Raw genomic sequence first — 26,931 nt, 5'->3', positions numbered from 1 at the left:
ATACCCTAACGGGGGTTCGAATCCCCCCCTCTCCGCCAAACACCCCTAAAGTGTTGTTTTTACAGTAAATTCAGGTTCCGTAAGGCTTTTTTTCCCCTGAGTTCTACACAACACTCCTACACATTGGCGATAAGAGTTCAGTTTTCTTCTTGGCTTCCTATACTCTGGATCGGAACTCAATGAACGATGCCAATGTTACCCACAGGCCTGCAACGCCACCCCCAATCCGGCACCTACTATCTTCGTCGTCGTATCCCTACTGACGTTCTTGTTTGCTATCCCGGCAAAAAAGAAATCACGTTTTCGCTACGCACCAAAGACTACCGCACAGCTGTCGAGCGCCATCGCGCGGAAGAAGCCCGTCTGACCTCCGAGTGGGAGGAAAAGCGACAGCGGCAGGCGGAGCGCTACGCGCGTACGCAACTCGCAGCCATCACCCACATCGACGCACTCACCCCTGAGGCCATCGACGCCATCTGCCTGCATGCCGAGTCGGTCAGCCTGGCTGGGGATGAAGCACGCCGCGAAAGCGGCCACTACACGCTGGACGAAATCGAGGAATACCAGACCGGCTACACCGAGGCCAACCGCATCCTCAAGGGTGCCGTAGCCATTGGTGACTACGAGCTATTGCGTGGCCCGCTGGAGCAATTCCTGCGGCTGTACCGCTACCAGCTGAAAGCCACTGAACCGGAAATGCGCCGCTTGGCGCTGGCCTATGGCCGCATGGCCATTCGCACCAACGAGAAACTGCTCAGTCGCTATGACGGCAAGGAAGTGCCGACCCCGGTGATGGCGCAGCGGCTGGAAACCCCGATGCTGTCGGAGGTGACCCAAAGCTATCTGGCCTACTACCAGAAGCTGGACAAGGTGGCGATGCTGCGCAAGGTCACTGCGGTGATGCCGTTGCTGGTGGATATCATCGGCGACAAGCCTATCGGCCTGCTCAAGCAAACCGACCTTGAGGCCTACTTCGAAGCCGTGCAAACCCTGCCACCGCGCTGGAAAGACATCTGCCGTCAGGAAAAACTGCGGCCACTGGAACTGGCCAAGCAGCAACGTGGCGAGATGAGCAAGGGGACGTTCGATGGCACCTACCTCGCCGTGATGACGCCGTTCATCAAATACTGCCGCCGCAAGTGGCAAGACCACGGCTGGCCGATGACACTGACCACCGAAGGGGTGCAATACCTCGGCTCACGCCGCGACCCTGAAGGCGGGCAACGTGCGTTCGAATCGGCGGAACTGAAGCGGCTGTTTGAAGGGCCGGAAATGGCACGCTTTGCTCGACGTCCGGCCATGGCCCACAAATACTGGCTCCCTCATTTGGGCTTGCTCACCGGGGCGCGGGTCAATGAACTATGCCAGTTGAACCCGCAAGTCGATATCACACAGGATGCCCAGACCGGCACCTGGTATATGGACATTACTGACGAATCCGAAGGCGATGCCCGTATCGACAAATCGGTCAAAACCGGTGGCTCCAAACGCAAGCTGCCCATCCATCCCAAACTGATTGAACTGGGCTTCCTCGACTATGTGGCAGCAGCCAAGAAACGGGGCGACACCTTGCTGTTCCAGGCCTTCCCGACCGCAGCGGGCCGGGCCTCGCCCAAGGCGATGAAATGGTTCACCGAATTCCTGCAGGAAATCGGCCTGCGCGACGAAACCCCGAATGCACGCATTGTCGGCATGCACGCCTTCCGCTCCACCTTCCTGCACCGGGCCATGGTGCTGGGCGTGGTCAGCGCGGAAACCATCACCGGCCATGCCAGCAATATCACCAGCATCGAAACCATTCAGAACGGACAGGTGAATCAGGAAGCGTCGGCGGTGGTGAAGAAATACCGGGGCGAACTACCGGTCGACAAGAAGCTGGAAATCCTGTCGCGCATCACCTTCCCGGAGGTGGCGTTCATTCGGGCGGACAAGCCGTAAGCGATGTGTTTCAGACGGAGCAGGGGAAGTCCATGCTGAATCCTCCTGAGATACAGGTGCTCAGTGCTTACAGCGATTCCAGCGCTGCCAATGCCGTGACGAAGCGCTTGTGACAAGCATCCGTGCGCTCGTCCAGCTTCAACGCTGCGAACTGCTGCTGCACCTCGGCGAGTGTGGAGCACCAGTCACACATGGAGGTACGGAGGGTATGGCATGCCGCCTCGCCAAGTAGCGTGGACAGGAATGCCTCAAACAGCACGGGCCATTGCTGATGCTGACCCACAGTAAAACTACGCCAGCTAGTCAGCCGGGTTGGAGGGTCACGGGTCAGGAACATTGGAGAGAAGTCGAACAGCGGACTTAACTGCAAGCGGCTGCCATGCTTCAGAAAAGCAGTATTGCGCCCGTGGTTGTCTTCCGCCTTCAGGCAATAGGACAGCACGTCACGGCGCAAATACTCAGTCACTTGCCGCAGGAATTCGCCCGGCTCGGCATGGGCCTGCCAGTTTGTCAGCACGTCTTCATGAAACAGCTTCAGCCCATGCTGCTGCGCATTCTGCAGGGTGTACATGCTCATCAGGTGATGACGCTGCCACTGACCCTGCACCAAAGCGCAATCAAAGCGCGGGATGAATAGCAGGCTGCCCAACATGAAAGGCTGGCCATGTACCTCCAGCCCCGCAGTCTTGGCCAGTTTCAGCCAGACAAACTCATGCTCCAGCAAAACCTGCTCTTCACGATTGCGGGGGAATTTGACCAGAAAGCGCTCAGTGATATCGTCTTCGGCCAGGCAGGCATCCGGATAAAACCGGCCATTCCCTGCGCGGCTCATCCATAGCTTGGGCGCTTGCCCCAGCATGCAGGAGACGGCATGCAGGACATCATGTTCTTGCAGCAGGGACTCAAACCCGGTGCCGACCTCAGCGAGTTCAGCCTCAGACCAGCCACCAAAGCCTTGTGGCATCGCACCCGCCAAATATTGATGCGCATCGCGAATACGCATGCAGCCAGGCGGCTGACTGGCCCCATGCATCAGTACACTGGCGTCGTACTTCGCACCATCACGCGCACTGCCATTCAGCAAAGTCAGCAAGGTATCCCGGCCATAGCCGCTAGGCAGCAAATCCAGGAAAAAAGCAGGCCACCCATCGCAACGATAGTGATGGAAGGAAAGAGGGTGCTGAAAATCCAGACTGGCTTCATCGCTGCGATCAAGAAACTCCAATACATAGTCGGGCAGGTACTCTAGCGTGCAGCTCGACGCCAGTCCCTTGGTGGGCTGGTCGATGTGCAGCGACGCTGCCACCCACCGCACCCCGTCTATGTACTTCTCGATTTGCAACTGCATGGCTCACTCTCCTTGGTGGATGAGTGTACCAAGGTCTATGTCTGTGCGAGTGCAGGTATCAAAGTAGATGGTAGTAAGTCGGCCAAAGCAGTCAGCTATGCCTTTGTGCTAGCATAACTGCTATCGGGTAATATCTTTCCTCTACATGACACTTGGCAGTTGCGCCATTAGTGCCTCAACTGAGTCACCATACTTCGCCTATGAGTTTGATTCTCTACCTACCTCGTAGACTCACCAGTAATGACAGGTCTTATACAGAGGCGGAGCTGCTATCCACTTCAAAGTACGTTGTTGTCTTGGCTGAGCCAGGCGGCGGGAAAACTGAACTTATGGGTAGCTTTGCTCAACAGTTGGGCACGAAGGTTGTTACAGCGAATAAATTCAGATACGGGGGCGCAAGAGGTAACACTATTCCACTTGTGATTGATGCATTCGACGAATTGGCAAAAATCGATGCCTCTGGCATTTATGAGCTTCTTGGTAAAGCTGAAGCGACCAATCCAACTCATGTCTACTTGTCGAGCCGGTCCAGCGAGTGGGACAACGCTGCTACAAAGGCTTTCGAAGAGTTTCTTGGACACACGCCTTTGGTGGTTTGGTTATGTGAGTTTGATGGGGCTGAACAGAGGACGATCTTCGAACATCATGCACCAGGAGAAGATTTCGTAGCATTCCAGACCGAAGTCGCTCGATTTAATTTAGAAGCACTTCTCCCGAACCCCCAGTTTCTGAAACTCTTTGCGGATGCTTATGTCGAGAGTGGAAGACACTTTACCGACAAGCAGTCAATCTTTGCGCAGGCAGTTGAACGTCTGGCGAAGGAAGCAAATATCAGTGTTGCGAGAACCAATCTGACGTTGTCGAACACTCAAAAAGTTGATCTAGCATCGGAGGTTTTTGCCAAGTTATTGCTATCAGGTGCTGAAGGCGTCGGGAAATGCGAAGCCACTGAAGACCGAATGTTCCCTTTGTTAGTGTCATTACTTAATGGCAATGCTGCTGCTGAAGGCTTATTGGCAACTCGACTTTTTAAGCCGGGCGACGTTCCTGATCAACATTGCCCGGTTCACAAAATTGTCGCCGAATATTGTGCAGCAAATTATCTCACCACACGGATAGCAAACCCGTTGGACCCCCTGACTCTTCAAAAATGCCTCCCCATCATCGCTCCAAACGCTACTGTGCGAGATGAACTCCGGGGTCTTCTTGGTTGGATGGCTGCCTTAGGTAACAAGCCTATAGAGGAATACGCAATCGAGCTTGATCCGTACGCAGTACTTGCGAATGGAGACCCTTCACAGCTTGCCCATTCATCGAAGCTCTTACTGATAAAACAGCTTAAAAAGATCGAAGCAAGTGACCCCTACTTTAGAAGGGGAGATTTTTGGCGAAGATTTAGCGTTACAGGTTTTTTCACAAATGACGTTGTGGAGGAGATCAGACCTCTTTTTGTGACCGGAAGTGATGGGTACCTGCGCCATTTGATCCTTGAGCTACTGTCAGGTTCAACAGCAATCGAGCAGTTGACTGATGAGCTGCGTCAACTGGTGTTGGCGCCTGAAGAAAGCGAAAACACGCGATTTTTGGCGATTAGGTGTCTGTTCGGTATACCTAGTCATGACCACCTAGCTGACTTAACTGTTCTGATTTCTGAGGCAAGCGATACTTCAATGGGTCTTGTTGCGGAGGCCATCGAAACACTAGGCCCTGAAGAATTTGATAGGGCTTTTCTTGCGGACTTCTTTCGAGGTTGCACAAACCTCTATCCTGACCACCAAGAATATCGAGCACGCACAATTGGTAGGCGTTATTTCGTGAAAAATTTAATCTCCAAACTAAACTTGGCGATTATCGAGTGGCTTTTAGATGAGTTGACCAAGGACCTGTCATGTAGTTGTGGCAAAAAGTCTTACGAGTGCTACTGCAGAAACGGCATAAGTAAAATTGTTGGATCAATGCTGGATCGGTACTTCTATTTGGCCAACCCACCATTTGATCCCATACGAGTTTGGCAATGGGTGGGAAACCTCAACTTCCATCAACAGAGAGGTGCAAACCAGAGCAAGGCTGTCCAAGTGCTTCAAGAAAACGACAGTTTGCGCCAAGGAATTATGACTCATGTTTTTGGCAATCTAGCTGACCGAGACCAGATTTCCGAGACTAGGATAAATAAGTTCGATTCGCATGCCCACTCCGGCCTTCGTTTATATGCTCATGATCGCGAATTCGTAGTCAATTTGGCGTTTGTGACTGACAACACGGAATTGTGGGCAAGTTTTATAGTTGGGCATAAGTACCATCGAAATCAGGATGAGAGGGGGCCTGATAATTTACGGCATTGCATGCGTGAGCAAGCATCGAAAAAGCCTTATTTTATGCGAGAGTGGGTAAAGTACAACAGGGCTATGGTGCAGCTGCAACAAGAATACCAAATGCAGAGTTTTAAGAATACCCGAAGCATGAAACGCCATCGTAGGAAACAAAATGAAATTCATGCAGCTAATATTAAATATATCCAAGAAAACAGGGAGCTTGTTGAAGGTGGTCGTCACTGGAGTTGTCTAGTTAGATTTGCAGATCTTGTGCTCATGTCCCCGGACAAAATTGAGCAAGAAGTTGGCGATGAGGCACTCGTTCGGAAAGCCCTCCGAAACTGCCTCGACTTCCTGGCGCAATACGTACCCGATTTGCCGCTGCTTGCTGAACTACAGTGTAGCTCGCAGTATCAGCACTCAGAGACAATCTTGTATGCTGCATGCTTGGAGATCATGCGTGAAAAAGGTAATTTAGACAGCGTTGATCTACAGCTACTGAAAGCACTGCGGACTAACCTTCATATGCACTATGATGCAGTCCAAAAAGAAGACAGTGATGCCCTAAAGACTGAAGTTGACCGCTTAATCTTTCCTGATGAGGTAAGTGCCGAAAATTTTCTAAAACAGTACCTAGAGCCGCAACTGGCACATCTCGGATGTACTCATCCTGAAATCTGGTTACTGCAGAGCGAAGAGGTTTTTAGTCATTCTCGTGGAAGACTATCGATTGAATGGCTCAGGTGTTTTAGCGGGCTAGCTTTTGAACCATTAAATTCAATTTTTGAGATTGCTGCTCAGTATGGTAATCGTGAAGAGTTGAAAGAGATCATTGCTGTGCGTTGCGCTGAATTCATGACTAACTGGCCCAGTCCTACCAACAGTGAAGACATAGAAAAAAAGCGTATATTTTGGCTCGTACGTGCATGGTACTTTCTGAGCGATGCTCCTGAGGTATATTGGAACTGGCTAAAATCTGATAAAGATACAGTATTCCTACTTGCCGAACGGTCTAAACAATTTAGTCATAGTAATCATCCATATTGGCCTAGGCTCATATCAAGCAAAGTAGAAGCTATTCTAGAAGCCTTTATCGATAAATGGCCTAAGGTAGACCTGCCGAGCCACTGGGGAACGGGCAGCCCCAGAGAAGAAAGTGCATACCGTTTTTTGACCGAAGTGATTTGGTCAATTGGCTCTGATGAGCCTGATGATGCAATTCCTGTACTCGACCGGCTTCTTGCCGATAAGCGTTTCGTAGATCTGCATAAAGACTTGCAGAGCATACATGCTGGTCAGCTCAGGAAGAATGCACTCAAGAATTTCGAACCGCCGACGCCTCTAGAAGTCGTAAATCTACTGGACCGTGATACAGTGGTCACTGTAGAAGGTTTGCGTCAATTAGTACTCCAAGAGCTACATGATTTTCAAAAAGCCATAGTTGGTGGTGAATACAATTCCGCAGATCGCTTTTATGAGAAAGGTGAAAGGCTGTGCGAAGTACGATCTACTGAGATTATTGCTGAGCGCTTAAATCTTAGGCTTGAGCCGAAAGGTATCTCTGTTACGCCAGAACATCATCTAAAGGCGGGGAAACGGAGTGATTTCACAGTGACAAAAATGGTTGGTGGTAGAAGAAGACTGCTTGTCACCGAGGTTAAAGGGCAGTGGCATAAAGAACTATACACTGCCGCTGCTGCACAACTGTCTGAGCGTTATTCAATCCACCAAGATGCAGAGAAACAGGGTATTTTCCTTGTACTCTGGTTTGGTGCAGATGAGGAAGTTGCTGGACGTAAGAGTCACGGTATTGGAAGTGCTTTGGAGCTTAAAGGAAGAGTCGAAGAAAAATTACAGGCAGGACTTAGAGGGCTAATTGACGTATTCGTCCTGGATGTATCCAAATCCAAATAGAAGAGTTTGCTCCAAGTGGTATGTCTATAGGTATGTGCTCAAGAACAGAGACTCACGTGGCCGTTGTTTTGGTCCAACAAACCCGCTTAGCCTTTCGCAATGCCCGAGATAGCCGACTCCAGGCTACGAATCAACTCATCCAGCGTGATGCCAAGCGCGCCACACCAGTTGCGCAGTTCAATGATGTCCAGGCGTCGCTCGCCACGCTCACACTTACTGACGAACGTCTGCGTTACATCCAGCTTCGACGCAAGCTCAACTTGAGTAAGCCCGGCGTTCTCCCGTGCCGACCGAAGGACTTCAAGCAAGAGCGTGTACTCCCGCGTATAAATCGATTTTTCCATCTCAGGACTGAAAATAGTTTGGTCAGTCAGCTTGCAGTCCAAAATCGAATAGTCCAAAATCGACTATTAAATGAGACATCCGACCAAACTTGCCTCTGCCCGCCTGTAGATACATCAACAGCCACTGGTGGTTACGGCATGGCCAAGGCACATACTTCAGGACTGAGTTTTGCGATGGAAAACACACTCGATATTGATAATCTCGACCTGACCACGTTAGAAATGCTGTACTACATGCACCACCTGGAAGGTGTGGCCGTGGTCGGAGACCCCGCGCATGCATTTGCCACCTATCATGCTGATAAGAAAGCCTTGTACATCTTCGCGGAATCTCCCGACAGGGTCCATATGGTCGCTCATCAAACAGACTCTCTTTTTTGGGTACTCAAGAGCGCGCAAGAAGAAGGTGCAAGTTTCAATGTATGCGGCGACAAAGTAATTTGCGTCGTGAGTGATGTAGTAGCGGAAGGTGTGTCGTACGCGGATGCCGCACTGAGAGCCATACTCAAGTACAAGCAGATACCCAGCAAGGCTGCTTGAAAATAGGGATAGCAGGTGCTTCAAACCAACCAATACGGGTGGGAGAAGTGAGCCGAAAGGAAATGTTATGCACCATCGCCCAGACCCCAGCATCTCTAGTCTTTCAGAGGACATCAAGAAATCACTGATAGCCGAGCTCAAACAATTTGTCTCAACGGAAAACGAGGCGATAAATCTCGGCATCACCGCTCAACAAAGACTAGCGATTCTGCAGCAGGAGACCAGTGACTTCACGATTGATAAGCTGGTTGATATGGTGCTACGCGCCGGAAGGCGCATTCACTGCACCTTTGAGCCACCATCACTCTGACTGTATTGCTGCACAGGAACGCCATGGGACGCATTGAACGAAGTGATGTCGCGATGTCAGTCGGCACGCTTTGGCAGATTGCTGATGCGCTGGGCGTACCTGCCTCAACACTGCTACAGGAAGCCGAGCAATTGGCAGCCAAAGCAGATAGCCAACCCTGACCGCAGCTTCGTCCTGGTATCTGACGATGCAATGCCTCGCCTGTGTATTGCTGATTCAGTTGCAAGCAGTGCCAGAGCTGACTTCGAAGCCCTGCTGTAACTGATGTCAAGGTAGTAGCAGGGTGCTCACAGGCGGATTTTCAGACGCAATGGTCAGTTGCCGTTGAAACCCGCAGTCTTTACCTATTTGTGAGTGAGTTCCGTTTTTGCAGCCAGAGAATGGTCATGTGTCACGGACCTGCTGCTGGTGTACTAGATGGTACTCAGCACGTGAGGACGCTTTGTTCCAGAGCCCCAAGACAATGCTTTCCTGCCTTGGGGGCTCAGTGAAGCACCGGTCAGGCTAGTCCAGCGGCAGACGTTCCCCATGACTTATCTTTTGCACAAAATACAGATGCGGCAGCGGACCATCATATCCACGCTGTAGCGCGGCCTCGCATAGTGCCCACGATTGGGTTCGTACACCGCGAAATCCAGGCTGCCTCGCGATGCGTTCCAGCGTTTCAGAAATTGCTGCGGTGTCGTGCTGGTTGGCTTGCATGGCAATCAGCGCATGCAGTTCTGTCATTTCATCTTTTGTCCGTCGCCACGTCCACATCACTTTCGCCCGGTTGGTGTGACGCGCCAATTCATAGCCAAGCCATTTCAAGCGTTGTTTATCGCCTACATCCCGCAAGGTTTCCGTTTCCAGCCCTTTGCCATCCGTGGCCAGCAGTAGCCACTCCACTTTTTCTGCATCCACCGGCCAGTGCATGACCAACACCACATTGGCCAGCCCTTTACCTTTTCGGATGAGTCGCTGGGCTGGCGAGCAGCCTATGCCATATAAGGTATGAAATTTCTGCGCCAGGGCCTCGGCTTTCCGTGCTGCCACGGTGCCGCAGGTATAGCGGTGATAGCCCTTGGGGACGTTATCGAGGATGCGGGCCAGGGCTGCGGTTTTACTGCGCGCAATCGGTGTTGAAGCAGACATACAGGTTTTCTCATTCAGTTGTTGATGCGCTGTATAGCGAAGAAAACGTATATCGGTGCAATGTGATTCGGTAGCTACGACTGGCACGTAATGATGTTCCATGAAAAAAAACGACACGCTTTCGCTATACAGCTTCAGAACATACAAAAATGCAGGAAATAGACTCGGTGAGAACCGAGGTGATTTGCACGCACGGCAGCCTGCCCAGTGCGCCTTTGGGGCGAGGGAGGGCGTACTGAGCAGGCTGCCAACTGCAAACACACACGTCCGAAAGGACATGCCGGGGCGCCACCCCGGAAGATTCCAGATCGCCAGTCTGGAATCGAGCAAACGCTCTAGCTGCATGCCTCTAGTAGGGCTGGTGCGGCTGCGATGGGAGCTGGAGGGTGAAACTCCCTTCTTCGACCCGATCCATGCAACCGGTGGAGTTGTATGAGGTTGGGCGACACGGAAACGGCGGCAGGCAGGAAATGGCCTGTCGACCTGTAACTATGTGAAAGTCGGTGCAAGGCCGACTCGGGGGACGTACCGGAAGGGCGTAACCTGTACCGCACAGGATGGCTTCTGAGCGTATGGCGACATACGAGGGCTGCAAGGGGAAACTTGGCGCAGCTGGCACCTTGAGAAATCAGGGGTCGATGCATAGCTCAAACCTGTAACGGCACCCACGAGGGTGCTGTGCGGAGCAACGTAGAGCCATAGGCATTGAGCCGTGGTTTGTAGTCGATGAAGCATGAACTGAGTACCTGAGCCGCTATGAACATCGGGCCAGGGAAACCTGCGGGGAGTCGAAAGACTAAGGGAATGTGGAGACAGTGGCGCTGCGTTGCGTAGTAGCTGGTTACTAATGTGGGAATCTCTCACGGACTGTATCGGGTGGCACCGTGCAGAATGAAACTGAGAGAGGGAGACTGACTGAGTAGGGTTTGACTTATACGTGATACGACCGAAACGTATGGGGAGCTGCATCGCAGCGGCACGGCGGCACCGTGTTCCGAAAGGTTGGAGCGTTTTGCGAAGTGTGTGGTTGGGCTTGGCAGCCCGTTGTAGCGATGTGCCATCCCGCTCGCTTGGCAGCGAGCGGGATGAAAGTTGACCTTGGCTGGTCAGCGAGTAAAGCAGGCATATTGATGAAGGTAAACCCGGGTGGATACGTTGCTCTGTATTCACTCATTCTCTGACCACCCCGCGTTGCGGGGTGGTTGCTCTGGCTCGATTTCTCTCAACGAAATCATTAACAGTATCTAAGTGAATAGCTTCTGTCCGATACAAAGCTAAGTGGACTGTCCACGGAGAGCGGGACAGACCAGGAAGTCCTTGCCATCTTGGCAAGAAAGTAAGCAGTTCCATGACGCTCTCAAGGGTCAGCCAGTGAGGTTGTAGCCCACGTGCGAGGAGGCAGACTTCAAAGAGCAGGCCAGAGCGTATCGACTTCATCAAAGAGCCTGACATATCGGAGGTCACCGGCAGTCAAATTGCCTGATTCGCTGGATAGCGCAAGGATTTTCATGTCTGAGCGACCGGACCAGATGCCCAGCTAGTCGAAGACACGTGCGATATCTGTCTTTAATGCGATTGCGGAGCACGTGGCTGAGACCATTACTTGACTGCATCAAATTATCTATTGTTTAAAAGTGCGGACAGGCTGGGTCAAATCACATAAAACGCTATGCGCTTGCTATTTGTTCCAGCGGCTTGTCAAGTTAGATGTGGTGAAAATTATTTGGCATGGATAATTTGATCTATACTAAAGAACAAAAAAGGAGGAGCTATCATGAAGTTTAAAATTTCCCAGCAATTGCAAAATATTATTATCGAACATATAGAGCATAGCGAAAATGGTATAGCAGTGCTGGATGGTGATGATGTGCTGATATTCTGCAATCCGAAATTCATTTCCATGTTTGGTTTGCAAGGTCATGATCTGAATAATTGCAATCTGGATGAATTGCTTTCCTGGATGTACAGCCAGGGGGTTGGGATCGATATTGGCGATATTTCATTGCAAGAGTGGTTGGTGCAAGTGCATAGCCAATACCGTTCTGCTGAGTTTCGCAGTTTTGAACTCAAGCTGAAAGATGGGCGATGGCTACTGATGACTGAGCAAGTCAATTCGACTGGCGAGGTTGTTTTGGTTGGTAATGATATTAGCAATATCAAGAAAATAGAAAATGAATTATATGCAGTGCAGGAGGAATTGGAGCGTCAGGCGTGGACGGATGAGCTGACGGGGCTGTATAACCGGCGACACTTTATGTATCGTCTAGATGGCGAATATCATAGAGCCATGAGGCACGCTAGGCCAGCAACGCTTGTTATTTTGGATCTGGATTTTTTTAAAAAAATCAATGATCAATATGGTCATCATGCTGGTGATGAAGTATTGAAAAATTTTTCAGCACTATTGCGTGCTAATTTGAGAAAAGAGGATGTCTGTGGCCGGCTTGGTGGAGAGGAATTTGTTATCCTGTTGCCAGATACCACCGAAGAGGAGTCATTAAATATCCTCGGCAGGATAAGAGCTGCGCTTATGCAGCAAGATATGGATAGTATTGCTCCGGCGTTTGAATATACATTCTCGGCTGGTGTCATGGCCCTCAAACAAGGAAAGTCTTGTGGTTTGGATGCATGGATGAAAATGGCAGACCAAGCTTTGTATCATGCTAAAAAAACCGGACGGAACAAGGATGTTCTTTATGCGGATATTACAGAAGAAGGCTCAAGTTGATTTATTGCCTTCTTCTGCATTTTAATGTGCTCCACGTTCCGGAGCATAGCCCCTCAGGAATACATCGACTGCATCATTTACAGACTGAATGATCTGCATTTCTGACGGTACGTCTTTGGCTGCGCCAAGCAGATGTTGTTGATATTCAGATTCCAGAAGGCCCATCAAGTGTGCCGCAGCAGTTTTGGGCTGGACTGGCATGAGTTGGCCTGCTTCCATTTCGGCTTGCAGAAAAACTGCCAGCTTGTCTATTTCCTTTTGCAAACCTCGTTCATACAGCATGTGGCCGATGCCTGAGCGACGTCCTTCTGTCATGATAATGCCGCGCAAGGTGATCAGGCTTGGTTGCAGCATGATGTTCAAAAAATGCTGGCCAAAATCATTCAGCTTTGATTTGATATCTTTTTCGATATTCAATTGTTCGAAGGCGGATGCTAGAAGTTGAATGGCGAGTTTTTCCATTACTTCGGCAAATAGCTCTTCTTTGGATGTGAAGTAGCCATATAAAGTGGGTTTGGTTACTCCGGTTTTGGCGGCGATTTTGGCCATTGATGTGGCTTCGTAACCGACCTCCAGAAAAATATCAGCCGCCCCGACGATGATTGCTTGTCGGCGACTTTCTGTTTTTACGCGCATAAATGTTCCGTGAATGAGGTTTCATGCGAAGGCACTGGTTTGGTATGAGCAGCCCACTGTGCCTTCGCATCTGTGAATCATCATGATGCTAGAGAATATAGCCCGGTGCATGAAATAAATTTACCAGGCTATGTCTGGAATTATTTTTAGTGGCAATTCTGGTGAATGATAATGTCCTGTTTTTCTTTTTGGTAGCTTGTTTTTTTCCTGCTGCAATTCCTCATAATGCACTTGCTTGAGCAAGTGACTGATTACATTAAGGCGTACTCTTTTCTTGTCTTCTGAGTGTGCCACAAACCATGGCGCCCACGCAGTATCCGTTGCTGCAAACATTTCATCTCTGGCTTTGGTGTATTCGTCCCACAGGGCAAATGACTGGATATCCATTTCGGATAGCTTCCAGGTTTTGCGTCCATCTTCGATTCTTGCCCGGAGCCGTTTTTCCTGCTCATCCGGTCCTACTTCCAGCCAGTACTTGATCAGGATAATGCCAGATTCTACAATGGCCCGTTCCACCAGGGGCGTATCGGCCAGAAATTTTTGAACTTGCTGCGGTGTGCAAAAGCCCATGACCCGCTCAACGCCGGCGCGGTTATACCAACTGCGGTCAAAAATGACGACTTCTCCGGCTGCCGGCAGGTGAGAGAAATAGCGCTGCACATACATCTGCGTTTTTTCCCGCTCTGTTGGTGCCGGTAGTGCGACAACACGAAATACGCGCGGGCTCACTCTCTCTGTCAATGCTTTTATCGTTCCGCCTTTTCCTGCACCATCCCGTCCTTCAAAAATGACACAGACTTTCAATCCTTTTGCTAGTACCCATGCTTGAAGTTTGACTAACTCAGTATGCAATGACTTGAGTTGTTTTTGATATTTCTTGCCGGAAAGCTTTTTAATAGTTTCAGTCGATTGGTTTTTACCAAGGTCTTTATCCTGGGCCATGACGTAAATTCTTTCTTGCTGTGAGTTGTTGTATGTATTGTAAATTTGCCTTTGTATGGCATTGCCAGGCGGGCTTGTGCCTGATTGCTGTCCTACCGGGTTTGCCGGATTTGCAGCGTTAACAGTCATAAACTGATCTGCCCTTTTCATTACTTGTCCTGCATGGTGGCTGTTATCAGCATGAGGTGATGTGCAGTCATGGCAGAACCTATTTGTTCGCTCATCACGCTTAACAGTTGTTGTTGTGATTGCACCAATGCCGTATGAGTTGATGATTTGACCGGCAGGGCCTGATCGAAATAGCCCTGTAGCAGCGGAATGTTTTTATCGGTTTTATCCAGGTGCCAGGCAGCAGTCAGCCTTGCTTCCACTCCTCGTTGCAGTCTGAATTGGCGAATATCCAGATACAGCTTCAGATCACAGCGGGGAAGGGTGTGTTGCGGTGCTGCATAAATGCTGGACAAGGCCAGTTGGCGTGATAGGTTACCTGCCACCGCCTGGCCCACTAAACGCGACAGGGAGGCTGTCCAGTAGTGTTGTTCTTGTAATTGCGGCTGGCCGTTTTCATTTTCCACCAGTAGCTGGGGCCGGTCGATTTCGGCAGGAAGACTGACGGCCTCCACCAGTAGCACCGTGCCAGCCTGTACCGGTGCATGTGCCGGTGTGGTTGCCTGCAACTGGTAGTAATGCACTGGGGCCGTGCTACAGGCTGTTGTCAGTACCACAACCGGTAACACGTGGGCCCACTGGCGGAACGAGCTGAAACGGGTCATGGTCGGTCTCCTTGCTTGCCACGAATCAGGGCGTCGGGATGACGCTCCAGATAGTCACTCAGGGCGCGAAAACTGCGCGCTGTTTCAGTGACCTCCTGTGCCGCTTGTCGCACATCCTGCTGCAAGGGTGAATCTGCCTGCAGGGTCTGGCTGGCAGTGTCCAGGGTGTGCTGTAGCTGCTGCAGGGTTGCCATGGTCTGCGGTATGACTTTGCCATCCAGATTGCTGCCAAGCTGTTGCACGGTGTTCAGGGTGGCATGTAGTTGCTTGAGGTTGGCGTCAAGGTCTTGACCGATTCTGTCAAATGGCACCTTGTCCAGCTTGCGCGCGATACGCTGTAGTACGCCTTGCATTTCTTCCAGATCGCCCGGAATGGTGGGCAGTACATCCATGTTCTTGTCATGAACGAGTCTGGCCTTGGCGGCATCACGGAAGAAATCGAGTGCGACATAGAGCTGACCGGTAAGCAGGCTGCCGGAGCGCAATTGCGCCCGGAGGCCATGTTGAACCAGGCTGTCCAGCTTCATCTGATGCAGTCGCTTAGCGTCAAGATTGCTGGACATGCTGAGCAGCCGACTGGGGAAAATCTGGATCGTGACGACCATGTTGAAATCCTTGCGCGGTGCATCGTATTCCATGGCGATGTTGCTGACTTCACCAATAGTGATGCCTCTGAAATCGACTGGAGCACCCACCACCAGGCCACGCACTGATTGCTGGAATTTAAGCTGCAAGGGCAGGGCTTCATGATCCGGTGTCTGCATGGCCTGTTCACGTGTGTTGGACAGCATGAAGACCCGGGTGGTCTCCGCTGGTATGGGGCCTTCACTCTGGGGTGGGGTTTCAAATGCCACGCCACCGAGCATGATGGCACTGAGGGATTGGGTATTCACCTTGAGACCGTTGGCGGAGATGGACAGGTCCACGCCACTGGCATGCCAGAAGCGGCTGCCGGTGCTGACAAACTGGTCGTAAGGGGCATTGATGAATATGGTGATATCGACACTGTGTCCCGTCTTGTCCAGCTGGTAGGCAGTGACTTGTCCTACCGGCACCCGACGAAAATAGACGGGTGCCCCGATATCCAGCGAGCCAAGTTCGGAAGCCTTGAGTATGTATTGCCGACCGGGCAAATCGCCGGTGACGATGGGGGGAACATCCAGCCCGGTGAAGTGCTTGGCAGTTTCATGACTTTTGCCTGCATCCATTCCGATATAAGCGCCGGACAGCAAGGTGCCCAGGCCTGATACGCTGCCACCGGCAATACGTGGCCGCACAATCCAGAAACGACTGTCACGCGCCAGAAAGCGCTCGGCTTCCTTGTTCAACTGGGCTGTCGCTTCGATTGTCTTGTTATCCGGGCTGATACGTACTGCAATAACCTCGCCGATTTCCACGTCCTTGTATTTGATCCGTGTTTTTCCGGCCTCCAGTCCTTCTGCACTACGGAAGGTAATGGTGATGCTTGGCCCGCGTGCAAGAATGGCCTGTACGGCCAGATAGCCACCAATCACTGCGGCCAGCAAGGGGATGAGCCAAATCAATCCGGGAAGCCAGGGGTGACTGTCCCCTTGCGCTGCTACGGCTAACGGTACGGTGGCACCCGGCGCTGTATGGTCGGTTGCTGCCGGATTCGTTTCATCATGTACTGGTGTGTGTTTGCTACTCATCATCATCCTCTAATGCATCCCAGATGGTTCTGGGATCAAACTTCATGGCAGACAGCATGGTCAGCACTACCACTGCGCCGAATGCAAGTGCGCCAGGACCTGCCTTGATACTGGCCAGTGACTGCAGCTGGACCAGTGCCACCAGCAGGCCTACAACATAGATATCCAGCATCGACCAGGGGCCGACCATCTCCAGTAAGCGGTACAGGCGGGTACGTTGTCTGGGTGCCCAGCGTGAGCGCAGTTGCACGGTCACCAGCAACAGCAACATGGACAGGATTTTCAGCAAGGGCACCAACACGCTGGCCACGAACACCACGAATGCCAAAGGCCAGGAACCGCTTTGCCACAGGTAAACGACGCCACTCATGATGGTGTCCTGCTGGGTACCGGACAGCATTTCCGTCCGCATGATGGGGAGCAGGTTGGCCGGGATGTAACTGATCAATGCGGCCAGCAGGAAGGCCCAGGCATGTTGCTGGCTGTGTGGCTTGCGCTTGTGCAAGCCGGCAGCACAACGTGGACAGCGCCATTGCCCTTCATCACCCGGCACCTGGCATAGCAAGCTGCAGCCATGACATAACCACAGTCCGCGACGAGCGGCACTGCCAATCAGTTTGCCTTGCATGCCTGTTGGCGCTCCCAGAGCAGATTTGTGTCGAAACAACTGGCATTGCCGGACAGCAGCAGGATCAGGGCAAAAAACGACCATAGACCGATACCGGCATGAACGTCTGCCAGATGGGCCAGTTTGACCAGTGCAACCAGCGCCGCCAGCAGGAACACTTCCATCATTCCCCATGGGTGCAGTAGCCGTAGCGTACGGATGATCCGCGCAAAGCCAGCAGGGACACGCCCCAACATCAGCGGTAACAGCAGATAGAGCATGCATGTCAGCTCAAGCCCGGGAAGCAGGCAGCCGGTGAGTACGATCACCGCAGCGATTGGCAGCATTCCCTGTTGTGACAACTGCCAGGCGGTGCCGAGCAATGTTGTGTCAAGGCGGGTGCCCCCGGCTTCCAGCTGGACCACAGGAAAGACATTCGCCAGTACAAAAACCAGCAGGCTGGCCAGCAGCAATGCCAGTGAGGGCTTGAGTTGATCAGGACCCTGACAAGGCAGGCGACTGCCACAACGACAACACTGCATGTCCTTGCGGGCGTTATCCGGCCTGGTTTGCAACAAGTCACATTCATGGCAGGCCAGCACGACAGGATGCTGCCAAGAGCGATTTTCCAAACGGGAAGACATGTCTGACATTACCTGGCTGCTGATTTCTTGTTCAGGTCCTTGCTCATGGCTTCATGCAGCAATTCAAATGCCGTACTCGAAACCTTGAACATTCCCTGATACGGATGTGTTAATTCAAGAATGAGAAAATTGGCACTGGAAATTGCCAGAGAACCCAGAAATAAGAAAAATATTTCAAATGCACTGGCGCTGCCAAAAATGCCATACAGGAAAAAAAGCAAGCATGCCCAGCTGAAAACAATGACGAGCAATAGTGAGGGAACCTGGTTGGACAGGCTGCGAATGATATTCGTCTGTATGGAAATAAACTGATTTGAGTATTGTCGAATGGCGTTGATGTCATCGCGACTGACATGGTCAATGGTTTGGAAGGCATTATTGATGCTGACCATGACGGCAACGTCCTCTTCGAGGAAGTTATAATCAATATCCGAGCCATGCTTGTTTGACTTGTCCGGCCAGTATCTTGCCAATACCCGTTCTATGGTTTCAAGCAGCTCCTTTCGCAGCTGGCATGATTGCTGAATGTAAAGTTTCAACAACAAATCAATATTTGCCGTAGCAGTAGCCATTGCATTGAAATCCGCCTGATGGCTGTTGAATGTGCTGTACGAAGATGAGATAAGCAAACCCAGTACAATGGCAAACAATGTCCCAATCAGTGATGAAATCATCTTGATGAATTCACCTGAATGACTGACGTAAATCGGGAATGAAAGGTGTATGGCCTCTCCCAGCAATGAGCAGGAGAATGTCGCCAGTGCGACTGCGCTACAGCGAAGCAGGATTTTCATTTTCAGTCGCCCTGTCAGTGAGTTTCGGTGGGGCATCGTTCAGATGCTGTTTGCAGGAAAAGCTGGGTTTTGAGTGGCAGCCAGCTATTGATTTGCTCGACAAACTCAACAGAACAGGCTGGCTTGTTGAAAAAATATCCTTGCAGGATGTCCACGCCCAATTCTCGCAGCAGGCAAGCCTGATTCAAGGTCTCAACACCTTCTGCCACAATGGACATATTCAAGGTTTTCCCTAGTGTGACGATGGATTGCACAATGGCTCTGGCTTCTGCTGATAAGGCGATATCGACAATGAATGACTGGTCAATCTTGAGCGTGTCGATAGGAAATTTGCGCAGATGGCTGAAGGAAGAAAAACCGGTACCAAAATCATCCAGCTCGGTTGAAATACCTCTGGCGCGCAATGCCTGTAACTGCTGTGCAGCCAGTTGCGGGTGTAGTGCTACCGATGACTCGGTCAATTCGATGGTCAGCTTGTCAGCCGATATGCCGGACTTCCTCAGGGCAGCCTGAATGTCCGCCAGCAGGGTTTCGCAGAGCAAGTCCTTGGCAGTCAGATTGATTGCCATCTTGATGTCCAGCCCTGCCTGTTGCCATATTTTCAGTTCACTCATGGCTTGTTGCATGAGCCAGGCACTGATTGCCGTGATCAGTCCGCAGCGTTCTGCCACCGGAATGAATTCCGCCGGAGAAACCGGGCCTAGCTGGCTGTCGTTCCAGCGCAGCAAGGCTTCTGCACCAACCAATACGCCATCATCAGCCCGCACCTTGGCCTGAAAGTGCAAGGAAAGACTTCCTTCCTCCAGTGCTGTGTGCAGGCGTGAAACCAGCTGATACTGCCGGTGTAGCTGCTTGCCTTGTGCTTCGGTAAAGTGACAAATGCCATTATTGCTCTGCTGTGCCATGCTGGACTGCGCTGCGACATAGCCGGCCCGAATCATTGCTTCCGCATTACCCTGAAAATGGCTGCCACGGACAATGCCGATTGCGACGCTCACATGCAGGATGTCGGTTTGCCACGCAATGGAGGCGCATATTTCCTGTTTCAGGCGCTGAGCCAGTGCAGAGGGGTCTTGCTCGACTATCAGGGCCAGAAACGCACCGCCATGAATGCGGGCTGCTACATCTTCTGGCCGCATGCAGTTCAGGATTTTCTCTGCAACAGCCCGCAGCGCATGGAGCGCTCCGGCAATGCCGTGGTACTCCCCGATGGCATCAATATTGGCTACATCCAGATATAGCAGACTGCACGCAGGCGTATGGGCCAAGGCCGCATCCATTTTTTCCAGCAGGTAATCCAGGTTTGGCAAACCGGTTTGCGCGTCATGCGTGGTGTGGTAATCCCAGATCAGGCGTGCCTGATGACATAAGCCCGATTCATTCTCAAGCTGTACAATGGCCGCTATATCTGCACTCCAGCCAAGTCGACTGCGAGGGCTGGTCTGCTCGGCGGGATGCTTCGTGGAGTAATCAGCTTTCATGCTGTTGCCTTGCTTACAAGGACGACTTGAAACGGCTGGTCATCTGGTAAAGCTCTCGAGAAGTGCTGCCCAGTCGATCTGCGGCGTGGCGTATCGATTCGACGCTGCTGCTGTTTTCTTCTACCAGTGCATGAATGTTCCGGATGTTCTGCACTGCTTCATCCGAGGCTTTTACCTGCTGCTGCAGCATGGTGGCAATCTGGCTGGAAGAGGCCTGTATTTCCTCTCCAGCACACTTGATGTGTTCATAGATGACCTTGCTGTCATTCAGCAATGCATTGCTTAAATCGACCTGATCTGCGGCCACGCTGATGGCAGCCAGGGTTTTATCAGTGCAACTGCCAATCCGTTCTATGGTTTGGGTGATTTCTTCGGTACTGCCGCTGGTGCGTTCTGCCAGTTTCCGCACTTCATCTGCGACAACGGCAAAGCCTCTGCCGGACTCTCCAGCGCGGGCGGCTTCGATGGCGGCATTAAGGGCCAGCAGATTGGTTTGCTCGGCAATACCCTGGATGATTTCAGCCAGCTTGCGGATCGACGTGGTTTCTTTGTCCAGTTCGGATACCAGCGCTTTGGCCGATTGCATGCGGACAACGACGGATTGTGATGTGTCCTGGGCGGCGATGATCTTGCTGACACCATTGCTGACTTGGCTGGCGGCTGCGGCGGCCGTATTGGCACTTTGCCGGGTGACGGCAGAAATATTATTGATGGCTGAGCGCATGTCATTGATGGTGGCGCTCATCTGGCTGATGCTGTCAGCACCCTGCTGGATATGCCGTTTTGCCACCATGGTTTGGGCATTGAGCTCATCGGACTGTTGGTCGATTTCATCGGCAATTCCAGTCATGTCGGCAAACATTGCCCGGAAGCTGAATTTCATGGTCTGGATATCCAGCAACTGGCGGGAAAACTCATGTGCTACCTCGGTATCCAGCTCAAATCGCAGATCGCCACTACTCATTTTGCGAATGGCTTCGGTCGACATGCTGATTGGTCGGCGGATTCCCAGCCAGGTCCAGATCCCGAGTGCCGTCGCGGAGGCAATGCCACTGATGGCGGCGGCCCAGGCTTGTGCGCCACTGAGCATGGTTGCGGCAAGCCAGCTGCAGGCCGGGAGGATGGACAGCAGGAATATCCGGAGCAGAATCGCGGGGCCATGCGGGTAGCGGGTGGCAGGGAATGGCTGCTGCTGTTGCCGGACTGCGGCATACAGTGCTTCGGCCGCTTGTATCTGTTGTCTTTCGGGCCGGATACGGACGGAGATGTATCCGGTTTTGTGCTGGTTTTCGAAGCAGGGCGATACATAGGCATGTACCCAGTAATGGTCACCGTTTTTGGCACGGTTCTTTACTAGGCCATGCCAGGGAAGATCCGCCTCCAGCGTACGCCACATATCGGCAAATGCCTCTGCCGGCATATCAGGATGGCGGACGATATTGTGAGGCTGTCCCAGCAACTCCTGCTTGTCATAGCCACTGATTTCAATGAACGCAGCATTGGCATGCAGGATTCGCCCTTTCAGGTCGGTCATGCTGACTAATGGCTGTTTGGGATTGACCAGTCGCTCTTGCTGGGTAAGGGGCTGATTGATACGCATGGTATGGCCTTTTCAAACAAGGGAAAGGTGCGCGCATGAAATGTGCGCACCACGCTCCGGCGGGAGGGGCTCAGTGCACGTGGCTGGTGTCGGCAATGCGGGTGGGCCGGGGTGCCAGCCAGACGACACAGGCCGCCACGATGAAGGAAAGACCGCTGATCATGAATAACTCATTGGTAGACAACATGATGCTCTGGGCATCAACCAGGCTATTGAGCAGATAGGGCGCTGGCTCCTTGCCAAACACGCTGCTCATTTGCCGGACTGCGTCCCCGCCTGCATCGGTAATGCCGGTCAGAATGTCGTGGTAATACTTGGCCTTGTCGTCCCAGGCGGTGGTCACCAGCGAGGTGGCAATGGCGCCTGACATGGTGCGCAGGAAGTTCATCAGGCCGGAGGCCGATGCCATTTCCACTTCATCCACACTGGACATGGCCAGCCCGATCAAGGGGATGAAGAAGAAAGGCATGCCTAACCCCTGGAAAAACAGTGGTACGGCTACCTGCCAGAAACCCACATCGGTGGTGTTGAAGCTGCGGAATAAGGTCACGCCGCCCAGCCACATCACCCCGACAAACACCAACCGGCGCGGGTCGGTACGGGTGGTGAGGTGGGCAACCAGTGGTGCGGCCAATACCGACAGCACACCGCTGAGGGCCTGGGCGACGCCGGCATCGGTGGCGGTGTAGCCCATATAACTTTGCAGCCATTGCGGAGTCAGTACGGTAGAGCCGAAGAAGGAGCCAAAAGCCAGTGCGATGGTCAGCACGCTGACCCAATATCCACGGTGGCGGAATACCCGCAAATTGACCACCGGATTGTGTTCGGTCAGCTCCCAGATCAGGAAGGCCAGAAATCCCACAATACTGATGATGGCCAGGCTGACGATTTCGGTTGAGGAGAACCAGTCGAGATCCTTGCCTTCATCCAGCATGATTTGCAAGGCAGCTACCCAAATCACCAGCAGTACCAGACCGATGGCATCAATCTTCGAGTTCTGCCGCACGCTTTCCTGGCTTTTGAGCAGCTGCCATCCCAGATAACCGCACACCATGGCAATCGGGACATTGATGTAGAAAATCCATGGCCAGCTGACCTGATCGCATAACACCCCTCCCAGCACCGGGCCTAGCACCGGTGCAACCAAGGTGGTCAGACTCCACAAGCCGATGGCGACGTTGGCCTTTTCTTTGGGAAATATCTGCTGCAGCAAGGTTTGCGACATCGGCATCAGCGGACCACCCGCCAGGCCTTGCAACACGCGGAACAGCAATAGCATTTCCAGTGAGTGCGACAGACCGCACAGCAGTGAGAAAAGGCCAAACAGAATCATCGAGGTAATGAACAGCCGCACCGTACCAAAGCGGGCTGCCAGCCAGCCGGTTAGCGGTACGGTAATGGCCTCCGCCACGGCATAAGAGGTAATGACATAAGTACCCTGATTGGCGGCGACGCCAAGGCCGCCGGCAATATTCGGCACCGAGACATTGGCAATGGTGGTGTCGAGCACCGCGATGAAATTGCCGGCTGACAGTGCCAGTGCCGCCAGCAACAGCGTGGCACCAGTCAAGGGTTTGGCTTGGGTAGGGGTATCAGACATGGCCGATTTCTCAGTGTTCGCGCGTATCGATGGTGACGTTCATGGACAGGCCGACTGATAGCGGGTGGGCACGCAACTCAGCCGCATCCAGGGCGATGCGCACCGGCAGGCGTTGTACCACCTTGATCCAGTTACCGGTGGCGTTTTGCGCCGGGATCACGGCAAAGGACGAACCGGAACCACCGGATAGCCCGACCACCTTGCCGTGGTATTCCACGCTGTCGCCATACAGGTCAGAACTGAGTTTGACTGGCTGGCCGATACGCACCTTTTCCAGCTGCACTTCCTTGAAATTGGCATCGACATGGGCCAGTTGCAGCGGTGCAACCGACAGCAAGGGGGTGCCGGCCTGTACGCGCTGACCCAGTTGCACCTGGCGTTTGGCCACTACACCATCCACCGGAGCCCGGATCACGGTACGTTCCAGATCCAGTCTGGCCTGGTCGCGCCGGGCACGGGCCTGCTGGACTTCCGGGTTGCTGGCTACGGTGGTATCGGCAATCAGCGCCTGATTGTTTTTCAGTGCTCCTTGTGCCGCGCGGTAGTTGGCTTCGCTCTGACGGGCTCCCGCTTCGGCCGCATGGAAGGCCGCTTCTGCGACGGAAAGGGCATTGCTGGCATTGCTCAGCTCCTCGCCCGAGACCGAGCCATTGTGCGCCAGGGCCTGGCGGCGGTTGAAGTCGAGACGGGCGCGCTCAAGGTCGGATTTGGCCGAAACCAGTTGTGCCGCTGCACGGGCTTGCTCGGCGCTGCGGGCTTGTACCTGGGCGGCAAGGCTTTCATCGTTGGCAAAATAGCCTTCCACCCGGCGCTGGGCGCGCGACAAATCTGCTTCGGCCTGTGCCAATGCCAACTTGGCATCCTTGTCATCAAGCTGCAGTAGCACATCCCCTTTTTTCACCTTTTGCGTATCCACCACAGCAACGCGTTGCACCGTGCCGGGTACTTCGGCGGTTACCTGGGCAATTTCCGTGGCGACATAGGCGTTGTCGGTACTCACATAGTGGGAAGCCACCAGCGTCCAGTAACTGCCATAGGCCAGGGCAGCTGCCGCAATGGCGCCACCTAGCATCAGAAAGAGTTTTTTGCGTGCCATCGGAGCAGCAGGGTTTTCAAGTGTAGTGGTCGGCAGGGTTTCTGTTTGTGCGGTCATGATGTGTTCCTTGATATTTACCGATGTGAATTCAGGCATTCCCGGCGTGATAACCGCCGCCCAATGCCTTGATCAAACTGATGTCCTGGGTGATGCGCTGAATTTGATAATCAACCAGCACACGACGCGCCTTGATGACGCTGTCTTCGGCAGTCAGCACTTCCAGGTAGTTGGCAAGCCCGCCGTGGTAACGATCCTTCGCGACTTGATAGGCTTGCTCTGCTGCATCCAGTGCTTCTGTGCGCTGCTGCAACTGAGGGGTCAGCATGTCCTGCCGGGTGATGGCATCGGCAACTTCATGCAGTGCCTGAAGCAGCGTCTGGTTGTAACTGGAGACGGCAAGGTCGTACTCACCGCGTGCCGTGCGGTAGCTGCCTTCCAGCTGTCCGCCGCGGAAGATCGGCAGGTTGATGGCCGGGCCGATACCGGCAATGCCAGAGCCGCTCTTGGTAAGCAGATCAAGGCTTCCCAGGGACTGGCCGCCGACATAGGCGGTGAGATTGACGTTCGGATAAAAGCCGGCATGTGCCACATCAATGCGGCGGGCTGCCGCCTCTGCGCGCATACGGGCTGCTGTCAGGTCGGGACGATGTGCAATCAGTTCGGCCTGCAAAGTGGAGGGCAGCCCCTGCGGCTGGTTGAGGTCCAGAGTGGGGCGTTCAATACGCTGGCCGCGATCTGGCCCCCTGCCCAGCAAGGCAGCCAGGGCATTGCCCTGTAAGGCGATGGCCTGATTGGCGGCAGTCAGTTCCGCCTGGGCAGTGGCACGACGCGACTGGGCCTGTTTGACGCTGGACATGGTTTCCAGCCCTTGCTGCTGGCGTTCGACCAGCAGCTTTTCACTATGCTGGCGAACTTCCAAGGCCAGCAAGGCGGTATCACGTACTGCGTACAGGCGGGCCAGTTCGGCATAGGCAGATGCAATGGAGCTGGTCAGCAACAACCGGCTTTGCTCGGCTTCCGTCCGGGCTGCCATCAGTTCGGAACTGGCGGCGGCAACCGCTGCGCGGTTCTTGCCCCAGAAGTCGATTTCATAACTGAAGTCCAGCGCCACCCGTGTTGAATCATTGAAGCCGGCAGGCACCAGCGCCTTGGGAACACCGTTGTTATAGCTTTGTTTCATCCTGTTCAGACTGCCGTTCAGGTCTGCGGTGGGCAGCAAGAGGGCACCAGCTTGTTGCGCATAACCTTCAGCCTGCAGGATGCGGGCCTGGGCCAGGGCCATGTCCGGCGCGTTGGCAAGTGCTTCATCAATCAGCGCATCCAGTTGCTTGTCCTGATAGCGCGTCCACCAATGAGACTGTGCCCATGCGGCGGTGCCGGTGAGGCTTTGTGTATTTCCCATGTTTGCCACGCTATTCATCTGTGGGGAGGGGGCAAGATCGGGGACGGAGGCGCACCCCAGCAGGCTGCTTCCCATGGCCAGAATCAAACCGTAATACAGCGCCTTACTTGTCGAATGTTGTACTGAGCTATGCACATTTTTCTCCATAACTAAACCGTATGGTAAGTTTATAGCAACGAAGCGCAAGATGTGTCAATATAAATTTACTCAACGGTAAAGTTAATGGAATTGTAATGCGAGTGAAGACAGCAGATCGGCGGCAGACCATCCTGACCGCCGCCACCCATGTGTTTCGAGCGCGCGGTTATGAGGCTGCGTCAATGGCTGAAATTGCAGCCCAGGCAGGTGGATCAAAGGCAACGCTGTACAGCTATTTCAGCTCCAAGGACGAATTGTTCCGTCAGGTAATGAAGATGCAGGCAGAGGAAAGGATGTCGAAGGCCTTTGGCAGTCTGGAAGCCGGCGGGGACTTGCAGGCAAGCTTGCAGCGTTTCGGTGAGCACTATCTGGGTACCATCCTGAGCCGGGACATGCTGATCATGCGCAGCATCGTCATGGGAGAGGGGCCACGTTCCAGCATGGGGCGCATGTTTTTTGAAAATGGACCAGCAGAAGGTTGGAGCAAGCTAGCCCGGTTTCTGGAACATGAAATGCTTGCCGGCCGATTGCGTCAGAACAAACCATGGCGAGCAGCCGTGCATCTGATTGGCTTGCTGGAGGCAGACTATCTGGAGTTTTTCATGACCGGCTTGTTGTCAGCTCCCAGTCTGGATGCCATCGCCGAGTCAGTTGCAGCAGCATTGGAAGTATTTCTGGGGGGCTATGGGGAAGGCACCAAATAGTGAATGCCAGATTGTTTCTGATAACAGAAATTGAACATTTTCCCACTCGGGCTAAGGAATATAGTTCAGGCATTCCAGTCGATCAGAATAGGCTCTTAATTGAGATTCTTGATGGGCTGGCAAGGAATGATTTCATCAACTACAATTAAAAAATGACATGTACACATAGGCCATCGTTTCAATGTGTAGATGTATGGAAAAGTGCCAAGAAAATAAGGGGGTTTTGGGATTGAATTCGGAATCCCCCCCTCTCCGCCAGATTCAAAAAAAGCCCGC

The 26,931-nt window shown here is 52.9% G+C and carries 23 protein-coding genes; 7 read left to right on the top strand and 16 right to left on the bottom strand.

Going from position 1 to position 26,931, the window contains the following annotated elements; genetic code table 11:
• Positions 1-192 precede the first annotated feature (192 nt).
• Positions 193-1,938 (top strand): site-specific integrase, encoded by a 1,746-nt coding sequence (locus EAY64_RS13750; protein ID WP_199734450.1) that lies wholly within the window; start codon positions 193-195, stop codon positions 1,936-1,938.
• A 67-nt stretch (positions 1,939-2,005) separates the two neighbouring features.
• On the opposite strand, the gene EAY64_RS13745 is transcribed toward EAY64_RS13750, so the two are convergent.
• Entirely contained in the window at positions 2,006-3,286 is a 1,281-nt protein-coding gene (locus EAY64_RS13745; RefSeq protein WP_103525319.1) for a HipA domain-containing protein, read from the bottom strand.
• 200 nt (positions 3,287-3,486) lie between these two features.
• Here EAY64_RS13745 and eruA point away from each other — a divergent pair, with 200 nt between their 5' ends.
• The gene (eruA, locus tag EAY64_RS13740; RefSeq protein ID WP_103525318.1) at positions 3,487-7,512 is read left to right on the top strand and encodes an NACHT domain-containing antiphage protein EruA; all 4,026 of its coding nucleotides are present in this window, start codon (positions 3,487-3,489) and stop codon (positions 7,510-7,512) included.
• Between the two features lie 86 nt (positions 7,513-7,598).
• Here eruA and EAY64_RS13735 read toward each other — a convergent pair whose 3' ends face one another.
• Complete coding sequence (locus EAY64_RS13735) at positions 7,599-7,856, bottom strand: helix-turn-helix domain-containing protein (RefSeq protein ID WP_103525317.1); 258 nt, start codon at positions 7,854-7,856, stop codon at positions 7,599-7,601.
• Positions 7,857-7,994: 138 nt separating this feature from the next.
• On the opposite strand from EAY64_RS13735, the gene EAY64_RS13730 reads away from it, so the two are divergent.
• The 3 genes from EAY64_RS13730 to EAY64_RS20415 all read left to right on the top strand — a co-directional run bounded on the left by EAY64_RS13730 (position 7,995) and on the right by EAY64_RS20415 (position 8,867).
• Complete coding sequence (locus EAY64_RS13730) at positions 7,995-8,396, top strand: hypothetical protein (protein ID WP_147456230.1); 402 nt, start codon at positions 7,995-7,997, stop codon at positions 8,394-8,396.
• Positions 8,397-8,463: 67 nt separating this feature from the next.
• Positions 8,464-8,706 (top strand): hypothetical protein, encoded by a 243-nt coding sequence (locus tag EAY64_RS13725; RefSeq protein ID WP_103525315.1) that lies wholly within the window; start codon positions 8,464-8,466, stop codon positions 8,704-8,706.
• Positions 8,707-8,729: 23 nt separating this feature from the next.
• Positions 8,730-8,867: a hypothetical protein gene (locus tag EAY64_RS20415; protein ID WP_158604703.1), complete on the top strand. Its 138-nt coding sequence runs from the start codon at positions 8,730-8,732 to the stop codon at positions 8,865-8,867.
• Between the two features lie 343 nt (positions 8,868-9,210).
• On the opposite strand, the gene EAY64_RS13720 is transcribed toward EAY64_RS20415, so the two are convergent.
• Positions 9,211-9,942 carry a hypothetical protein gene (locus tag EAY64_RS13720; protein ID WP_199734449.1) on the bottom strand — a complete coding sequence of 244 codons (732 nt, stop codon included), beginning with the start codon at positions 9,940-9,942 and terminating at the stop codon, positions 9,211-9,213.
• 1,672 nt (positions 9,943-11,614) lie between these two features.
• Between EAY64_RS13720 and EAY64_RS13715 the strand changes: the two genes are divergently transcribed.
• Positions 11,615-12,568 carry a sensor domain-containing diguanylate cyclase gene (locus EAY64_RS13715; protein ID WP_103525313.1) on the top strand — a complete coding sequence of 318 codons (954 nt, stop codon included), beginning with the start codon at positions 11,615-11,617 and terminating at the stop codon, positions 12,566-12,568.
• Between the two features lie 21 nt (positions 12,569-12,589).
• Here EAY64_RS13715 and EAY64_RS13710 read toward each other — a convergent pair whose 3' ends face one another.
• The 12 genes from EAY64_RS13710 to EAY64_RS13655 all read right to left on the bottom strand — a co-directional run bounded on the left by EAY64_RS13710 (position 12,590) and on the right by EAY64_RS13655 (position 25,888).
• The gene (locus EAY64_RS13710; protein ID WP_103525312.1) at positions 12,590-13,204 is read right to left on the bottom strand and encodes a TetR/AcrR family transcriptional regulator; all 615 of its coding nucleotides are present in this window, start codon (positions 13,202-13,204) and stop codon (positions 12,590-12,592) included.
• 120 nt (positions 13,205-13,324) lie between these two features.
• Positions 13,325-14,296, bottom strand: a complete 972-nt coding sequence (gene ppk2, locus EAY64_RS13705) for a polyphosphate kinase 2 (RefSeq protein ID WP_226034166.1) — start codon at positions 14,294-14,296, stop codon at positions 13,325-13,327.
• A complete protein-coding gene (locus EAY64_RS13700) occupies positions 14,296-14,919 on the bottom strand; it encodes a PqiC family protein (RefSeq protein WP_103525311.1) in 624 nt (207 codons plus the stop codon). The genes ppk2 and EAY64_RS13700 overlap by 1 nt, the downstream gene beginning before the upstream one ends.
• Entirely contained in the window at positions 14,916-16,463 is a 1,548-nt protein-coding gene (locus EAY64_RS13695) for a PqiB family protein (protein ID WP_226034167.1), read from the bottom strand. Before EAY64_RS13695 ends, EAY64_RS13700 begins: the two co-directional genes overlap by 4 nt.
• A 118-nt stretch (positions 16,464-16,581) precedes the next feature.
• The gene (locus EAY64_RS13690; RefSeq protein WP_103525310.1) at positions 16,582-17,217 is read right to left on the bottom strand and encodes a paraquat-inducible protein A; all 636 of its coding nucleotides are present in this window, start codon (positions 17,215-17,217) and stop codon (positions 16,582-16,584) included.
• Complete coding sequence (locus tag EAY64_RS13685; RefSeq protein WP_158604702.1) at positions 17,202-17,840, bottom strand: paraquat-inducible protein A; 639 nt, start codon at positions 17,838-17,840, stop codon at positions 17,202-17,204. Before EAY64_RS13685 ends, EAY64_RS13690 begins: the two co-directional genes overlap by 16 nt.
• A gap of 8 nt (positions 17,841-17,848) precedes the next feature.
• The gene (locus EAY64_RS13680; protein WP_158604701.1) at positions 17,849-18,634 is read right to left on the bottom strand and encodes a bestrophin-like domain; all 786 of its coding nucleotides are present in this window, start codon (positions 18,632-18,634) and stop codon (positions 17,849-17,851) included.
• Positions 18,635-18,648: 14 nt separating this feature from the next.
• The gene (locus tag EAY64_RS13675) at positions 18,649-20,115 is read right to left on the bottom strand and encodes a putative bifunctional diguanylate cyclase/phosphodiesterase (RefSeq protein WP_103525307.1); all 1,467 of its coding nucleotides are present in this window, start codon (positions 20,113-20,115) and stop codon (positions 18,649-18,651) included.
• A gap of 13 nt (positions 20,116-20,128) precedes the next feature.
• Positions 20,129-21,715 (bottom strand): methyl-accepting chemotaxis protein, encoded by a 1,587-nt coding sequence (locus EAY64_RS13670; RefSeq protein ID WP_103525306.1) that lies wholly within the window; start codon positions 21,713-21,715, stop codon positions 20,129-20,131.
• Positions 21,716-21,785: 70 nt separating this feature from the next.
• Positions 21,786-23,315, bottom strand: coding sequence for a DHA2 family efflux MFS transporter permease subunit (locus EAY64_RS13665; RefSeq protein WP_103525305.1), 1,530 nt, complete (start codon positions 23,313-23,315; stop codon positions 21,786-21,788).
• A gap of 10 nt (positions 23,316-23,325) precedes the next feature.
• Positions 23,326-24,468, bottom strand: a complete 1,143-nt coding sequence (locus EAY64_RS13660) for an HlyD family secretion protein (RefSeq protein ID WP_103525321.1) — start codon at positions 24,466-24,468, stop codon at positions 23,326-23,328.
• Between the two features lie 31 nt (positions 24,469-24,499).
• Positions 24,500-25,888 (bottom strand): efflux transporter outer membrane subunit, encoded by a 1,389-nt coding sequence (locus tag EAY64_RS13655; RefSeq protein ID WP_233566492.1) that lies wholly within the window; start codon positions 25,886-25,888, stop codon positions 24,500-24,502.
• A gap of 158 nt (positions 25,889-26,046) precedes the next feature.
• Here EAY64_RS13655 and EAY64_RS13650 point away from each other — a divergent pair, with 158 nt between their 5' ends.
• Positions 26,047-26,655 carry a TetR/AcrR family transcriptional regulator gene (locus EAY64_RS13650; protein WP_103525303.1) on the top strand — a complete coding sequence of 203 codons (609 nt, stop codon included), beginning with the start codon at positions 26,047-26,049 and terminating at the stop codon, positions 26,653-26,655.
• Positions 26,656-26,750: 95 nt separating this feature from the next.
• Here EAY64_RS13650 and EAY64_RS20650 read toward each other — a convergent pair.
• Positions 26,751-26,931, bottom strand: a 181-nt coding sequence (locus EAY64_RS20650; protein ID WP_233566491.1) for a hypothetical protein, incomplete at its 5' end; no start/stop codon positions are given.

Origin of the sequence: Aquitalea palustris (assembly GCF_003693445.1) — a bacterium.
GTDB classification, from domain to species: domain Bacteria; phylum Pseudomonadota; class Gammaproteobacteria; order Burkholderiales; family Chromobacteriaceae; genus Aquitalea; species Aquitalea palustris.
The sequence above is the reverse complement of the archived record's forward strand: the minus strand, read 5'-3'. Positions and strand labels throughout refer to the sequence as shown.

Coding starts and splice junctions, on each gene's coding strand:
- EAY64_RS13750 (WP_199734450.1), top strand. CDS start 193: ATGTTACCCACAGGCCTGCAACGCCACCCCCAATCCGGCACCTACTAT.
- EAY64_RS13745 (WP_103525319.1), bottom strand. CDS start 3,286: ATGCAGTTGCAAATCGAGAAGTACATAGACGGGGTGCGGTGGGTGGCA.
- eruA (WP_103525318.1), top strand. CDS start 3,487: ATGAGTTTGATTCTCTACCTACCTCGTAGACTCACCAGTAATGACAGG.
- EAY64_RS13735 (WP_103525317.1), bottom strand. CDS start 7,856: ATGGAAAAATCGATTTATACGCGGGAGTACACGCTCTTGCTTGAAGTC.
- EAY64_RS13730 (WP_147456230.1), top strand. CDS start 7,995: ATGGCCAAGGCACATACTTCAGGACTGAGTTTTGCGATGGAAAACACA.
- EAY64_RS13725 (WP_103525315.1), top strand. CDS start 8,464: ATGCACCATCGCCCAGACCCCAGCATCTCTAGTCTTTCAGAGGACATC.
- EAY64_RS20415 (WP_158604703.1), top strand. CDS start 8,730: ATGGGACGCATTGAACGAAGTGATGTCGCGATGTCAGTCGGCACGCTT.
- EAY64_RS13720 (WP_199734449.1), bottom strand. CDS start 9,942: ATGGAACATCATTACGTGCCAGTCGTAGCTACCGAATCACATTGCACC.
- EAY64_RS13715 (WP_103525313.1), top strand. CDS start 11,615: ATGAAGTTTAAAATTTCCCAGCAATTGCAAAATATTATTATCGAACAT.
- EAY64_RS13710 (WP_103525312.1), bottom strand. CDS start 13,204: ATGCGCGTAAAAACAGAAAGTCGCCGACAAGCAATCATCGTCGGGGCG.
- ppk2 (WP_226034166.1), bottom strand. CDS start 14,296: ATGAAAAGGGCAGATCAGTTTATGACTGTTAACGCTGCAAATCCGGCA.
- EAY64_RS13700 (WP_103525311.1), bottom strand. CDS start 14,919: ATGACCCGTTTCAGCTCGTTCCGCCAGTGGGCCCACGTGTTACCGGTT.
- EAY64_RS13690 (WP_103525310.1), bottom strand. CDS start 17,217: ATGCAAGGCAAACTGATTGGCAGTGCCGCTCGTCGCGGACTGTGGTTA.
- EAY64_RS13685 (WP_158604702.1), bottom strand. CDS start 17,840: ATGTCTTCCCGTTTGGAAAATCGCTCTTGGCAGCATCCTGTCGTGCTG.
- EAY64_RS13680 (WP_158604701.1), bottom strand. CDS start 18,634: ATGAAAATCCTGCTTCGCTGTAGCGCAGTCGCACTGGCGACATTCTCC.
- EAY64_RS13675 (WP_103525307.1), bottom strand. CDS start 20,115: ATGAAAGCTGATTACTCCACGAAGCATCCCGCCGAGCAGACCAGCCCT.
- EAY64_RS13670 (WP_103525306.1), bottom strand. CDS start 21,715: ATGCGTATCAATCAGCCCCTTACCCAGCAAGAGCGACTGGTCAATCCC.
- EAY64_RS13665 (WP_103525305.1), bottom strand. CDS start 23,315: ATGTCTGATACCCCTACCCAAGCCAAACCCTTGACTGGTGCCACGCTG.
- EAY64_RS13660 (WP_103525321.1), bottom strand. CDS start 24,468: ATGACCGCACAAACAGAAACCCTGCCGACCACTACACTTGAAAACCCT.
- EAY64_RS13655 (WP_233566492.1), bottom strand. CDS start 25,888: ATGGGAAGCAGCCTGCTGGGGTGCGCCTCCGTCCCCGATCTTGCCCCC.
- EAY64_RS13650 (WP_103525303.1), top strand. CDS start 26,047: ATGCGAGTGAAGACAGCAGATCGGCGGCAGACCATCCTGACCGCCGCC.